Below are 14,276 nucleotides of genomic sequence, written 5' to 3'. Positions count from 1 at the left end.
AACGATGTTCACGAGCAACCATCAGGTGGGGCCAGATCAAACCGTCGCAACACCACCGGCGAGTCGCAAACGGGGCCAGGTCTAGCCGTCGAGCCGGGGCCTCTTCAAGCTGTCATAGCCAGATGCCCGTGCCAGGACGACATCCAGGCGGCGGGGATCACGCGGGCCGCGGGTGAGGTAGGTGATCGCCGTCTGGTCGTCGAGGTCCGCTGACGGCGCGCACATCCAGCCGGCCGCCGTCCACGGCTCGGCGGCGCGCCGCAGGGTCTGCCAGATGGTCAGCAGCCACTCATCCACCCGGCGGCCGTCGGGGAACTGCCACGCAGGGAATACCGGGGTGCCGCCGGCCAGCGGCGCACAGATCACCTGCTCCGCCGCGACCATCCGCGCCAGGTCATCGCCGTCCAGACCGAGGTACCCGGTGACACCTTCGGCGTCGTAGAAGGGCCCGACCAGCTCATCGAGTATCGCTCCCACATCGGTGCCGGTAGTCGTCTCGTCCACGCAAGGCGATGATCCGCGCGGCCCGGTGCACTTGTCCACCCGGATAAACGTCGCGCCCAGCGTGGATGCTGACGACCATGACGGAAAGTAGCGACGAGGTGCGGTTCGTGTCCGGCAATGAGCGGCTGGCGCGGATTCTCGCCGACCCGGACCGGCGGGCCCGGGTGGACGCCATCACCGCCGAGATAGACCTGATCGATCAGCGGTACCGCACGGCCGCACACCTACTCGACGAAGCAGTGGCCACGACAGCCGCAGAAGTCGGCGCCGGCACGACCGCCGAGGTCCTCACCGCACTCCAGCGTCACCTCACCGCCGCCGGCGTCCGCGAGGTCGGCATCACGCTCACATTCGACGATCACGACGCGACGGTGCCGTGGACCCGGATCGCCGACCATCCGCTGCGCGACACCCGCGACTGACCACCGTGCACCAGACCCGCACCGATCTTCTAGTCGGCTGCGGCCTCGTCGGGGACGAATCCGCTCGCCGCGGCGTCCGCGGCACATAGGGTCCGGACCCAGCTTCCGCGGCGCGTGAGGCCGCCACCGCGGCCGCACTGCTCGCAGGTCCGCTCCGACCGTCGTTCAGCCGCCCGGATCAACTCGTCGAAGCCCGGCCGGGGCCGGTCCGGTTCGAGCTCCACGTAGTACCGCAGCCCACCGAACTTCTCCTTGACCTGCACCAGCTGGTAATCGGGGTCGATCGCGCCCAGCTCCCGGTCGAGATCGACGATCAGCCGGTACCAGCCCGGCCCGACATCCAGGGACCCGCACCACCCGGGAAGGAACCGCGCGCGGATCCCCGCCAGGTCATCCTCACTCACCTCATCGGCCATACGGACCAGCCTGCCAGGACACGCACACCGCGGTATGAGCGGCCCGGCATGGTCTGTCCGTTTGGGTTCGAGGGGATGCCCCTGGTATTTCGCGCGCGCATTTCGCACACCGCACCTACAAAGCAGTGCGCCACCGTCGAGCAACCTCCAAACCGGTTACTGGCACGCTTGCACCAATGTCACGAAGATCAGATCGCAACCGCACCCCCCGCCACAAGCCCGAACCCGCACCGCTGGATCACACACCGCTGATGACGGCATTGCGGCAGGTGGAGCTCGCCGTCGACGGCTTCAACCGCGAAGCCGCACGGATCGAGACCGAGTACGGCATCGCGATCCATCCAGAACGGGTGGGCAACACGCACACCGATCTGGCACACTACATCGAGGTCGCGATCGGCATCGTCGCACGCAAGCTGCCGGTCGCCGTGTACGGGGCGGACAGCCGGCGCTGGACAGGCCCCCAGTCCCCGCGACAGGTGTTCGCCCTGTACGAGGCGGCCGGCGACAACACCGCCGACTATCTGACGCAGATGGCTCTCAACGCCGAGCGGATCAAGGCAAAGAAGGACGACCTCGACCGCAGCCTCAAGCAGAAGTGCCTGCGGCCGAAGACGAACGGGAAACCGTGCCAGATGCGGCCGCTGTACCAGGCCGGAGTCGGCCACCAAGAAGGTTTCGGGTGCTGGCGTCACGCCACCGACGACGAGAAGCTCGAGCTCGAGAAGTCGCGAATCGCCATCGAGGTCAAGACCGGTTGTCCCGGATGCAAGGCCGGCCCCGGCGAGGTGTGCCTGATCCCCACCGAGGACGGCCTCACCCCCGCCCAGGTCGGCCTGACGATGGTCGACGGCGAGTGGCCCCGTGTGCGGGTCCTCGGTGGCGCCGACATCCACGTCCCGCGGATCGAACTGATCCATCCTCGCGTCCTCGAGCCCGCCGAGTAGATCCGCCCAAGACGGCACGCGAAACCCCCGGCCCAATCATGGGCACGCCCGGTAGGGGCACCAGATGAACACCATCTAGCGTTCGGGACAGCGAGCCCGCCCCCGAATACGAGGAGTCCCCATGACGGATGAGCCGGATGTCCGGCAGCCCCCTGACGTCAACGATCCACCGTCCGAGAACGTGGATGAGCTCGCGGGCGGTATGCGCGGCAAGTGGGTGGTCGCGTCCCAGGGATCTACGCACTTGTGGGATCTTGACGCCCTGACCTACATGCGCCGTCCCGGCCCCGCCAGCCCCTCGGGGGCCTTTGACTACGACGGCATCGCGCACCGGATCACGGGGGTGACCCGGTGGCCGCGTGTCGGTGATCAGTCACTGGTCTGGTTCGACGATCCCGCGAGTCCCTTCGACACTGAGCAGTTCAGCCGTCGTCTGCTGATCAGTTTTCACCCGCCGTTGACACCATCACCCGTGCTCCCGAGAGTCTGGACAACGAGTCGGTGGCCGGTACCGAACTCGGGGACGCTGAGTGACGCTGGCGTCAGTCCTGCGGTCTGCTCTCTGCGGCGACAGCAGGGCTCCACGGTCTCGAGTTCGCAGAACGTCACATCGCCGTCGTTGATCGGGCCGCATTCCGCAGTGCGACTCTGGGTAGGGCGACCGACGCGGTGGCAACGATGACCATCACGACGGAGATCGTGAGAAAGGCGCGGGTGTACGCCTCGGCGAGGGAGCGTTGACACCCGGTTCCGTGGGTGTTGGGCGTGGACGACTTTGTCTTCCGTCGCGGGCACCGTTATGGGACGACTCCGGACCGCCATGCAGACCGACCGTCCGATCGAGGTATTGGAAGACGGGACCGCCACACTCCTACGGCCTGGTTGCGGGTCCATCCGGGCGTTGAGATCTTCTATCGTGACCGCATCGGCGCTTACGCAGAAGGCGCGGCGGCGGAGCACCGGACGCGCTGCAAGTCGCCGCTCGGTAGCACATCTGGCACATCGCGGCGGGGCGGTCGATGGCGCCGTGGCACGCCACCGGGCGGCCCTGCCCGCCGCGATCATCGCTCCCGAACCACAGGACCGGCCTGATGCCGCTGTGGTTGCCGCCGAAACCCACTCGGGAGCCGGGTCACGCCCAGTGCTGGCCGAGGGGACTAACATCCTTGCGATCAGCCGCGAGCTGGGTCTGTCTCGCGGTACCACACGCCGCTTTGCCCGCGCGAGGCGCCTGATGAACTGCCGGTCAACAATTGCCTCGGGTACCGAGTCCGTATTCTCGAGGCATACAAACCCGAGCTGCATCGGCGGTGGAATGTGGCGTGTACCCAACACAATGTGGCCGTTCGAGGAGATCACGGCCCACAGCTACCAAGGCAGCGAGATGTTGGTGCGCGACTACCTGCAGCCTTTCCTCGCTCTCACCCACCTCCCGGTCGCGCCGCCCAGCCACCGATCGTCCGCGAAGTCATCAGCTGGATCATGACCAACCCCAACACCCCTCGCTGCCGGACACCGGCCGCGCCTGGATTCGATCCTGGCATTCAGTCCGCGACCGGCCGCGCTGGCCGGGCACGTCCGCGCGTTCGCCGAGATCATGGGCGAGCGGCGCGGTCGGGATCTCGAACGGTGGATGGCCACAGTCGACGTCGACGACCAGCTGGCGCTGCACTCGTTCGTGCGAGGCCTCCGCCGCAGGCCACGTCCCCCGCACCAAGATGCTCAAACGCCGAATGCCCGGCCGCGAGAAGAGCGACCCACTGCGCAAACGAATCCTTCTGAGCGAGTGACCAATTCACCCTACCGAATCACCAACTTCGTGACAGATCCCCCAAACCGGACCATCTGACGGCTGTGGGTTCGAGGGTGGCCATCCTTCACGTGCTGCCGACAGAAGTTTGGGCCAGATCCAACACGGAGCCGGGAGTTGCCTCCCAGATCTCCGGCAGGAGAAGATTCCTAGATTTCAATGACGGCAAGCTCTCCGTCAGCATACAGGGAGCGCAGGCGCTTCTTGTCGAACTTGCCGACCGAGGTCTTGGGCACCTCGTCGACAAAGCACCAACGCTCAGGCAACCACCATTTGGCGACCTTGCCAACGAGGAAGTCACGCAGATGAGCAGGTGTGGGCGCACGACCGTCACGTACGACGATCACCGCGAGAGGCCGTTCCTGCCACTTCTCGTCCGGCACCCCGATCACAGATGCCTCGAGCACATAGGGGTGTCCGGCGAGCAGCAGCTCGAGCTCGACCGAGGAGATCCACTCCCCACCAGACTTGATCACGTCCTTGGTGCGGTCGGTCAGCGTCACGAAGCTCCGTTCATCGATCCGACCGACGTCGCCGGTGCGCAACCAACCGTCCTGAAACTTCTCCCCGTCATCCTCTCCGCCGATGTACGAGCCGGTGATCCAAGGTCCGCGCACCTGCAGCTCACCGACGGCTTCTCCGTCGTGCGGGAGCGCATTGCCCGCGTCGCCGACAATCCGCAACTCCACACCAGGAACCGGACGGCCCTGGGTAGCTCGCAGGCGCCACCGCTCCTGCGCGTCGAGCGATGCCGGCGGACGCGCGACGGCGGCCAGCGGCGAGGTCTCGGTCATTCCCCACGCCTGGACGACCTGCACGCCGTACTTCTCCTCGAAGACCTCCATCAGGTGAACGGGCACGGCGGAGCCACCGCAGGCAACCAGGCCGAGAGAGGAAATGTCGTAATCGGGGTTGGCCTCCACGAAGTTCAGCACGTCGTTCCAGATTGTCGGGACCGCGCCTGCGACGGTTGGCTTCTGGGCATCGATGAGCCGTACCAGCGGCTCGGCCTGCAGGAACCGGTCAGGCATGAGCAGGTCGGCACCGGCCATGAGGGCGGCATAGACCAGTCCCCAGGCGTTGGCATGGAACATCGGCACAATGGCGAGGATCCGGTCGTCACAGCCGACTCGCAGTCCGTCGGCGGCGCAGGCCGCCATCGAGTGCAGGTAGGTCGACCGGTGGCTATAGGCGACACCTTTGGGGGTTCCGGTGGTACCAGAGGTGTAGCACATGGCGGCTGCTGACTGCTCATCGAGGTCGGGCCAGTCGAACGTCTCGGGTTGGGCGGAGATGAACTCCTCGTAACCCACGACTGTGAGCCCGTCACGGTGCAGCGGGGTGAGGTCTACCCCGCCGGTCACGACGACGGTGTGCACGCTGGTGATCTGCGGCAGCACGGGGGCCAGCAGCGGGACCAGGCTTCCATCGAGAATCACGACCCGGTCCTCGGCGTGGTTGCCTACGTAGACGAGTTGATCTGAGGCGAGGCGTAGATTGAGAGTGTGCAATACCGCGCCCATCGAGGGCACCGCACAATAGACCTCCACATGTTCCTGGTTGTTCCACATAAAGGTCGCGACACGCTCATCGCCTGTGATCCCACAACCGCGCAACGCGTTGGCCAACTGGGCGGACCGCCGTCCGATCTCGGCGAACGAGGCGACCTTTATGCTCCCGTCGGGCTGTAAGGTCCGCACGGTCGACGAGCCATGCACACTCGAGCCGTGGCGCAGAATCGCCGCAGTTGTCAACGGGACGGTCATCATCGTGCTCTGCATAACATTCCTTATTGAGAGAGTTGCCGTCGAACCGACACGATCCGGGATCGAGCGTCCAGGGAGAGTGGGCTGTCAGCGATCTGCAGCCGAAAGCGAGCTTGAAGCAGACTCCAAGGACTCGACCAGGTCCAACTCGAGTTCTGGCAGTCGGCTGGCCGCCAAGGCCATCCCGCCCGCGCGGGCTCGCACATCAACGTCGCACTGGATCCCGGCGCGTGCAATGTCGGTCCATGCCTGTGCGCAACGGCTGGCGACGACGGCGAGGTCTGCGGTGGCAAGGTCACCGGTCAGACGTGCGACATCCGCGCAGCCATCGGCGAGCAATCGACGAAACAGCCCGCCACCGGTGCCTGCCTTCTCAATGAAAGCGCTCAGGCTGAACAAGAGGATCTCGAGGTCGTCTGCCGGAAGGTCGACCCAGGTCTGGACGTCGGCTGCCAGCTGCGCGACCGCGGCTAAGCCCTCAGCCCCGGGCACCGCTGTCGTGAGATCGACAATCCCCGGCCGCGACGGGCGCCGCATGCTGGCCGCGGACTGGCGAAATGCCTCTGCCGCCACTCCCGCCACATCCGGCAGCGCGCCCGGCCAGGTGATGCGATACGTGCAGTGGCGCGTCGGTTGCGGGAACGACGTCGAGGACCGCGCCCGAGCCAGGGCTTCGAGCGGGACCTCCTGCACCTCGGCGCGGTCATTGTCTACGACAACGGCAATCCCCTTGGCCTCATCATAGCCAATCACCACGATGTCGTGGCGACTCATCCGTAGCTGGACCCGCAGGTACGGCAGCTCGCCGATGTCGCCCCACACCAGGCTGGGTCTGCCTGCGTCAATCTCGTCGAGAACCCACAGCCACCCCTCGCGGGGATCATCGGTGGTGAGAACGTGGACCTGTCCGCCGAGCCGACGAGGTAGGTCGACTTCGAAGTCGGCGCCTCGTCCCACCAGGTACAGCGGCGGAACGAGGTCGCTCGACCGGAGGTAGGTCAGCCCTAGCGCGCCACCGAGCGCGAACACGAGGCCTTCATCGGGCGGTCCATCCCACCCCAAACCATGCCAGTGCAGAAGATCCCGCATCGCACCAGAACCGCAATGCCCCCCCATCCGATGCGGGTAGTCCTCGATCAGGGTCCTGCGGGGCATGTGAGTTCCTCTTCGGTGGATGGGCGCACGACGGGGTTCGAAGACATGATCAGTTGTTCCGGATTCTGTCCAGGTAGGCCTGGCGGGTCCTCATGTCGACGTCGTCCAGGAACACCGAGTCCGAGCCCAGGGCCGAGCCGAGCCAGGTGGCCAGCCAACCGGGGACGAACTTCATCGCGGCGACCATGCCGCCGGCGAGGCGGGTGACGCGCACGAAGGGACGCGGGTTCTCGATCAAATCGGCTGTCGCTCGGGCGATCTCCTCGGGCTCGGCGTTGCGCATTCCCTTGGCCCCAGCCGTCCCAGCGACAAGTTCGGTGTTGGTGAACGTGGGCCGGACCGTGGACAGTTGGACCCCGGACTTGCGGTATTCTTGTCGTGCTGCCTCGGTGAATCCGATGACCGCGAACTTGGTGCCGCAATAGGTCGCCAGACCGGGTACGGCGAGCTCACCGGCCAGTGATGCGGTGTTGATGATGTGCCCAGCACGCCGCGGCAGCATCCGTTGAAGGGCGAGCTTGGTGCCGAAGACAACTCCCAGGACGTTGATCTCGACCTGCCGCCGGGTTACCGCGTCGTCTTCCTCGTGGGCGTGCCCGGTGGGCATGATGCCCGCGTTGTTGATCAGTACGTCGAGCGGGCCGAGGTCCCCCTCGACCAGGTCGAGAAAATCGCGGAACGAGTCAGGGTCGGTGACATCCAAGTGGGCGACGACCTTCACCCCGAGATCAACGGCGGCCTCCTTTGCACGGGCCTCGTCGACGTCGCCAATAGCGACGCGGTGGCCTCGTCGGATCAACTCCTTCGCGGTCTGGTATCCGATACCGCGGGCTCCGCCCGTGATTGCCACGGTCTTGGCGGCATTGCGGGGGTTGTGCGTCGTCACTTGCTGTTCTCCTTGTTCAGGCCGAGGCGTTGCCACAGGCCGCGGCCGGCTGCCGCGCGCAATACTCTTTCGGCGATGGCCGCACGCCGAGAGGTGTACGGGTACCACGTGAGTTCCCGTGTCAGGACAGGGATCCGCGGCTCCGTCACCGCCTGGACCCGGCAGTACTTGTGCAGCCCATAGGCGCCGCCGAGCCGCGCACCGATACCTGATGCCTTCCATCCACTGTGCGGCAGTGTGGTGGCGAAGAGGTTACTGAAGACGTCGTTGATGTTGACAGCGCCCGCGTCCAGGCGTTTCGCGATGCGCTGCGCACGAGCGTGATCGCGGGTCCACACCGTCGCGGACAGGCCGTACACCGAGTCGTTGGCCAAGCGGACGGCCTCGTCTTCATCCGCGACCAGCATCACCGGGATCGTGGGTCCGAAGGTCTCCTCGGTCATGCAAGTCATCGTGTGGTCGACGCCGACCAGGACGGTAGGAGCGTAGTAGTTCCCGGCCGCGCTCCGGGTTCCGCCGACCAAGACCCGTGCACCCGCCGCCACCGCCTCGTTGACGTGGCGATCGGCGATCTCGACCTGCCTCGCAGTGACCATCGCACCCACGTCGTCACCTGCCGCTGCACCGTGGGCGAGGGACCGCACCCTTTGCGTCAGCCGAGCCACGAACTCGTCGTAGATCTCAGCTACCACATACACCCGCTCAACGGAGATGCAGACCTGCCCTGCGTTGAACAGACCGCCCCACGCGATCCCCTCGACCGCGCGAGCAAGGTCGGCGTCCTCCAGCACTATCGCCGGATCCTTACCGCCCAGCTCCAGGCTCACCGGCTTCAGGTGCTCGGCACAGCGGATCGCGACCGCGCGCCCGGTGGCTGTCGAGCCGGTGAACTGCACGAAGTCAGCTGCGTCCACCACCGACGCACCCGCTTCGCCGGCACCCACAACATGGGCCAGGACCGGGGGGGCGCCGATCTCGTGCCAGCCTTCGACGACCCGCGCACACGTCAGTGGCGTCGCTTCCGAGGACTTCGCCAGGACCGCGCACCCGGCAGCCAACGCGGGTGCTGCATCCATGAGGAAGAGGGTGATCGGGAAGTTCCAGGGCGTGATGAGCCCGACAACAGGGTACGGGTGGTAGGTCTTGGACAGCCGCTTCGGCAGACTCAACAGACTCGAGGGCCTGACCTGCTCGCCAGCGAGAAACCTCTCGGCATTGTCGGCGTAGTAGGTGATGAATTCGCACGACGCGGTCGTCTCCACGAGAGCGTCTGGGCGCACTTTGCCCGTTTCGGCTTGCAACAGGTCGGTGAGCTCGTCGGTGTGAGCCAGGATCCAGTCCCGCCAGCGATGCAACCATCTTGCGCGTTGCCGCGGGCCAGCTTCGGCCCACCCTGCCTGGGCGCGGCGGAGGTCAGCCGCGATGCGGTTCACGGTCTCACGATCATCCACGGGGACGGTTGCGATCCGCCGGCCGTCGGCTGGGCTACACACGGCCAAGGCGTCCGCTGTGGTCGCCGTGCTCATCGGTCCTCCAGGAGTGAGTCGAACCCGCGGGAGAGCCCGTTGGGTGGGGTGCGTCTGGTGGGTGTGTCGGTGAAAGCGTCAGCGATCACGTCAGCGCGTTTGAACATCACCGGTCCATAGGTATGCCGAAGCTCGGTCAGGATCGCGTTCAAAGGCAGGTCGTCGAAGATGCCGCGCTCGCGGACGTACTCCATATGCTGGGCTCCGTCGGCGGTGAAGGCGTGCAGGAGGGCGTCGCGATCGCCGTCGAATTCCACCGGCGGCACACTGAAACGCGCACACAACTCGGTGTTGAACGCAGGTGTCGCCTTCAACCACCGGCCGTCGATGTAGAGAAGGCTGTAACCGTGATAGACGAACAGGTCTGTGCCGCCCATGAGCGCTCGCAGCGCTTCGGTCTGCAGGTGATTGCGGACATCAGCGAAGCCCAGCAGCGCCGGAATCCCTGCCGCACGGCACACCGCGGTCAAGAGCACCGCCTTCGGGACGCAATAGGCACGCCCGGCCTCGAGGACGAAGCTGGCTCGATAGTGGGCGGGATCGTCCGACACTGTGTAGGGGTCGTACCAGATCTGGTCACGGACGGTGGTGAAGAGGCGATTGGCCTTGTCCCGGTCGGTGCTCGCATCCCCAATCGCGGCGGCGGTGAATGCCCGGACGGACGCGTGTTCGATGTCGAGGAAGTCGGTCGCCACCAACGACGCCACCGGTGCCTGATTCATCTGCGCTCCAGGGTGATCGGCAACCCGTCGACAGGGATGGGGAGCGAAGTGTTGTCCCATCTCACTTCATACTGGTCCGGGACCGACCAGGTGTACGTGCGCAGCATGTAGTGCAGGATCGCCTTGACCTCGAGAGTGCCGAAGTGCAGACCAATGCACTTGTGCACCCCTCCTCCGAAGGGGATCCACCCGAAACGGTGATTCTGGTCCTCCCGGCGCGGCTCGCTGAAACGGTCGGGGTCGAAGGTATCGGGGCCGGTCCAGCACGACTCGTCGAAGTGGTTCACCGCAGGAGCCACGGCCACCAGGGTGTCCGCCGGGATGTGGCGTCCGGCAATCTCCACGTTCTCGATCGTTTTGCGCATCACGATCGGCACGGGCGCTACGAGGCGCAGCGTCTCCTTGATCACCAGGTCGAGAGTCGCCAGCGAGTCCAGGTCGTCGATGTCGGGGCGGCGTTCACCGAGTCGGTCGGACTCGGCCCGAGCCCGTTCCTGCCAGGCTGGGTGCTTGGCGAGGAAGTAGGCGGCAGCTGTGGTGGTAATGGTCGAGGTGTCGTGGGCCGCCATCATCAAGAAGATCATGTGGTTGACGACGTCCTCATCGTTGAACGCCTCACCGTCGGCCGTGCGCGCATGGCACAACCCCGTGAAGAGGTCGTCTCCCTGGCCACTTCGAGCCGTCGGCAGATGCCGGGTGAAGTAGTTCTCCAGGAGCGTGCGCCCACGGACTCCGGCGCGCCACCGAGTACCGGGCAGCGGGAAATGGATGATCGAGCTGGCTGCGCGCACGGTGGCCACGAAGGCGTCGTTGATGGCGTCGATGTCCTCGCTCCTGCCCCGACCTGCCATGAAGACCCCCGTTGCGACGTCGAGAGTCAAGGCCTTCAGCAGTGGGTAGATGCGCGTGGACCGGCCCGCTGTCCACCCGGGGATGCTGGTCTCCAGCGTCGGGCCGAGCTGGTCGACATAGCCGGCGAGCCGGTCGCGGGTGAACGCTTCCTGCATGATCCGCCGATGCATCCTGTGCTCGTCGAAGCTCATCAGCATCAGGCCCCGGTGAAAGAAGGCATCGATGAGATAGGTCCACCCGTCCTGGGAGAACGACTTCGCCTTGGTCGTCAGCGCCTCCTGGGTGGCATCCGCGCCGGCCACCATCACGATTCTCGTACCGAAGGCGCCCATCCACCAGACCGGTCCGAAGCGTTGGTACCTGGCCCGGGTGAAGTTGGAGCCGAACCTGATGTAGTCCAGGGTGTGACCGAGCAAAGGCAGGCCCGCGGTCCCCCGGACCGGCTCGAGGCCCGACCCCGCCGGGGGCGGGGTGAGCTCACGCACAGGCCAATGGTCGCTGACCCCAAGCAGGGTCGCGTCGACTCGACTCGGCAGCGGCGCCAGGAGTACCGATGAGAGCCGCTCACGACCCTTCGCCAGCGGGAGCTGGATGATATTCGTCACTGACGTTCCTTTCTGAAAATGTGGGGCCGCACTCGATGTCTTCCTACCGCCGTCGACCCCAGGGACCAGTCAGTTCAGGTCGAGCCGGCGAGCACCAGTTCGGCCCGGCCGACGGGGAGTCGTTGCGCGATGACCCGCTTGCTGAACACGAAGTCCCGGGGCCGGTTGACGCAGTCGGCAGCAATGAGCTCGCCGGCACGGAGGTAGAAGCAGGCGAAGGCGCGGTCCCGGATCGGGTCGCCGCTGCAGACGACTTCGTCGTACTCGGTGTTGAGACCGGCGATCTGGAGCTTGAGATCGTATTGATCCGACCAGAACCACGGAAGCGCCGCGATCATCTTGGGCTTGCCGCAGAAGGTCGCGGCGGCCACCTTGGCCTGCTCACCCGCACTCGGCACGGACTCCAGGCGTATGCGACGGCCGTAACGGGCCATGTCGTGGCTGGCGCAGTCCCCGGCGGCCACGATGTCGGGGTCACTGGTCCGGGCCTGGTCGTCGATCACGACGCCGTTGTCGACGACCAGACCCGCGGCGGCGGCGAGCTCGGTGTTCGGCTCAACGCCGATGCCGACAATGACGAGGTCGGCGGGAATTGATTCGCCACCTGACAGGAATACCTCGCGGACCCTGCCGTCACCGGACAGAGCCTCGACCAGCGCGCCCGTCCTGATGTTCACGCCCTCCTCCCGGTGGATCCGTTCGAAGAACGCCGATACCTCGGGAGCGGTGACCCGTTCGAGGACGCGCTCGGCCGCCTCAAGCACTGTGACCTCCAGACCCAGCGCACGCAACGAAGCGGCCGTCTCCAGTCCGATGTAGCCGCCGCCGACGATCACGGCCCGGCACCCGGGGCTGGTGACCTCTCGGATCATCTCGACGTCCGCAGCGGTGCGTAGGTAGTAGACGCCGACCAGGTCGGCACCCGGGATGGAAAGCCGTCGAGGGCTGGCCCCAGTGCACAGCGCGAGCTTGTCGTAGGGCAGCGTGTCGCCGGCGCTCAGTGCAAGGTGACCGGCCGAGCGGTCGATCGCCTCCACGGTCGCGTCCAGGAGTTGGATTCCCTGCTTGCTGTAGAATTCGGCGCTGCGGATCGCAAGTTCGTCGAGCGTGCTCTTCCCCGCCAGGTAAGCCTTCGACAGCGGCGGGCGTTGATAGGGCAGCGCCGACTCCTCGCCGATGAGGACGATCTCACCGGTCCACCCTTCCTGGCGGAGACTGGCCGCGAGCTGGACCCCGGCATGGCCGGCCCCAACGATGAGGGCCCGCTGCGAAGTCATGCGCTGGACTTCGGGGTGAGGCGGACCATCATTTTACTGATCCCCCTGACGAAATTGGACTGCACGTACTCTGGCTCCCCGACGACCTCGATGTTGTCGAAACGGGTAAGCAACTCCTCCCACAGGATCCGCAGCTGGAGCTCGGCCAGCCGGTTGCCCATGCAGCGGTGGACGCCGAAGCCGAACGAGATGTGGTTGCGGGCGTTGGCCCGGTCGATGATGAACTCATCCGGCCGTTCGAACACGCGCTCGTCACGGTTGCCCGAGGCGTACCACATCACTACCTTGTCGCCCTTGCGGATGAATTGCCCGTTCAGAATGGTATCGGCCTTGGCGACCCGGCGCATATACGCCAGCGGGGTTTGCCACCGGATGATCTCCGAGCCCATGTTGGGAATCAAGTCGGGGTTCGCCTTCAGCTTCTCGAACTGATCGGGGAAGCGGTTCAGCGCAAGAACACCGCCGCTCATCGAGTTCCGGGTCGTGTCGTTGCCTCCGACGATCAGCAACACAAGGTTGCCCAAGAATTCCATCGGGCGGTCGATCAGGTCCTTGGTGCTCTCGTTGCTCTGCAACATGGTGATCAGATCGAAGCCAGGTTCCTCCCCGGCCGCTGTCCGGGCTGCCTTGTCGTGCCAGAGAGCGCTGAGACCTCGCGCCATGTCGCGCATGCCGGGGAACACCTCGTCGTTGTCCGAGGGCCCGCCGTTAGCCTGCTCCAGCGAGGTCGCAAGGTCTGACCAGTAGACGAGCTTGCGACGCTGCTCGTACGGAAAGTCCAGGAGAGTCGCGAGCATCCGAGCGGTCAACTCGATCGAGACGTTCTGCACCCAGTCGAACGGCTGATCCACAGGCAGGTCGTCCAGCACCTCCTGCACACGCGATCGAATCAGCCCCTCCATCTCACGCAGGTTCTTCGGCGCGACCACGCCTTGGACAGCGGCCCGCTGCGCGTCATGCCGTGGCGGATCCATCGCGATGAACATCGCGATATCGAGGAAGCGAGGCGGGGCCCCGATGACAATGAACGGCTCGGCGGAGAAGAGCTCGTGGTTCTTGTCCACGGCCACGATGTCGGCATGCCGCGTGACAGACCAGAACGGACCGAACGAACTGTTGGGCTGATAGTGGACTGGCGCCTCGTTGCGCAAGCGCTCGAAGTAGGACTGCCAGCGCCCCTGGCGATAGAGAAAAGGGTTGCTGAGGTCGATGTCGGCGAGCTCGACGTCCTCGACCGGCGGGACAGGACTCTCGACGAAGAGCTTCTCTCCGTTCGTCCCGGTCACCCATCGCCGGGTCTTGTCATACAGATGCGCGCCCCGGATCTGCAGATCCATCGGGATGGTCGACTGAACTCTGGTGGTAATCACTTCAGGAATCTTCATCAG

Annotated in this window: 12 protein-coding genes; 2 read left to right on the top strand and 10 right to left on the bottom strand. The window is 65.7% G+C overall.

The window, feature by feature from the left end; translation table 11 throughout:
* Nucleotides 1–81 precede the first annotated feature (81 nt).
* The gene (locus tag ACM9LD_RS15910) at nt 82–504 is read right to left on the bottom strand and encodes a hypothetical protein (protein ID WP_415677558.1); all 423 of its coding nucleotides are present in this window, start codon (nt 502–504) and stop codon (nt 82–84) included.
* Nucleotides 505–581: 77 nt separating this feature from the next.
* On the opposite strand from ACM9LD_RS15910, the gene ACM9LD_RS15905 reads away from it, so the two are divergent.
* Nucleotides 582–926, top strand: a complete 345-nt coding sequence (locus ACM9LD_RS15905) for a hypothetical protein (protein ID WP_131676264.1) — start codon at nt 582–584, stop codon at nt 924–926.
* A gap of 29 nt (nt 927–955) precedes the next feature.
* Here ACM9LD_RS15905 and ACM9LD_RS15900 read toward each other — a convergent pair whose 3' ends face one another.
* Complete coding sequence (locus ACM9LD_RS15900; protein WP_131726653.1) at nt 956–1,330, bottom strand: hypothetical protein; 375 nt, start codon at nt 1,328–1,330, stop codon at nt 956–958.
* Nucleotides 1,331–1,593: 263 nt separating this feature from the next.
* Between ACM9LD_RS15900 and ACM9LD_RS15895 the strand changes: the two genes are divergently transcribed.
* Nucleotides 1,594–2,289 (top strand): hypothetical protein, encoded by a 696-nt coding sequence (locus ACM9LD_RS15895; protein WP_146437750.1) that lies wholly within the window; start codon nt 1,594–1,596, stop codon nt 2,287–2,289.
* A 1,959-nt stretch (nt 2,290–4,248) separates the two neighbouring features.
* On the opposite strand, the gene ACM9LD_RS15890 is transcribed toward ACM9LD_RS15895, so the two are convergent.
* From ACM9LD_RS15890 to ACM9LD_RS15855, 8 genes are all read right to left on the bottom strand, one after another.
* Nucleotides 4,249–5,880, bottom strand: coding sequence for a long-chain fatty acid--CoA ligase (locus ACM9LD_RS15890; protein WP_043078166.1), 1,632 nt, complete (start codon nt 5,878–5,880; stop codon nt 4,249–4,251).
* A gap of 72 nt (nt 5,881–5,952) precedes the next feature.
* The gene (locus tag ACM9LD_RS15885) at nt 5,953–7,020 is read right to left on the bottom strand and encodes a BtrH N-terminal domain-containing protein (protein WP_043078167.1); all 1,068 of its coding nucleotides are present in this window, start codon (nt 7,018–7,020) and stop codon (nt 5,953–5,955) included.
* A gap of 49 nt (nt 7,021–7,069) precedes the next feature.
* A complete protein-coding gene (locus ACM9LD_RS15880; RefSeq protein WP_043078168.1) occupies nt 7,070–7,906 on the bottom strand; it encodes an SDR family oxidoreductase in 837 nt (278 codons plus the stop codon).
* Nucleotides 7,903–9,432: an aldehyde dehydrogenase family protein gene (locus tag ACM9LD_RS15875; RefSeq protein WP_043078169.1), complete on the bottom strand. Its 1,530-nt coding sequence runs from the start codon at nt 9,430–9,432 to the stop codon at nt 7,903–7,905. The genes ACM9LD_RS15880 and ACM9LD_RS15875 overlap by 4 nt, the downstream gene beginning before the upstream one ends.
* Nucleotides 9,429–10,154, bottom strand: a complete 726-nt coding sequence (locus ACM9LD_RS15870; protein ID WP_043078170.1) for a transglutaminase-like domain-containing protein — start codon at nt 10,152–10,154, stop codon at nt 9,429–9,431. Before ACM9LD_RS15870 ends, ACM9LD_RS15875 begins: the two co-directional genes overlap by 4 nt.
* Nucleotides 10,151–11,611: a cytochrome P450 gene (locus tag ACM9LD_RS15865; RefSeq protein ID WP_043078171.1), complete on the bottom strand. Its 1,461-nt coding sequence runs from the start codon at nt 11,609–11,611 to the stop codon at nt 10,151–10,153. The genes ACM9LD_RS15870 and ACM9LD_RS15865 overlap by 4 nt, the downstream gene beginning before the upstream one ends.
* 74 nt (nt 11,612–11,685) lie before the next feature.
* Nucleotides 11,686–12,888: an NAD(P)/FAD-dependent oxidoreductase gene (locus ACM9LD_RS15860; protein WP_043078172.1), complete on the bottom strand. Its 1,203-nt coding sequence runs from the start codon at nt 12,886–12,888 to the stop codon at nt 11,686–11,688.
* Complete coding sequence (locus tag ACM9LD_RS15855; protein ID WP_054173132.1) at nt 12,885–14,273, bottom strand: cytochrome P450; 1,389 nt, start codon at nt 14,271–14,273, stop codon at nt 12,885–12,887. Before ACM9LD_RS15855 ends, ACM9LD_RS15860 begins: the two co-directional genes overlap by 4 nt.
* Nucleotides 14,274–14,276 lie beyond the last annotated feature (3 nt).

This window comes from Tsukamurella hominis (assembly GCF_965137015.1).
GTDB lineage: Bacteria > Actinomycetota > Actinomycetes > Mycobacteriales > Mycobacteriaceae > Tsukamurella > Tsukamurella hominis.
Note: the sequence above shows the minus strand (reverse complement) of the source record. Positions and strands in the feature narration are given on the sequence as shown.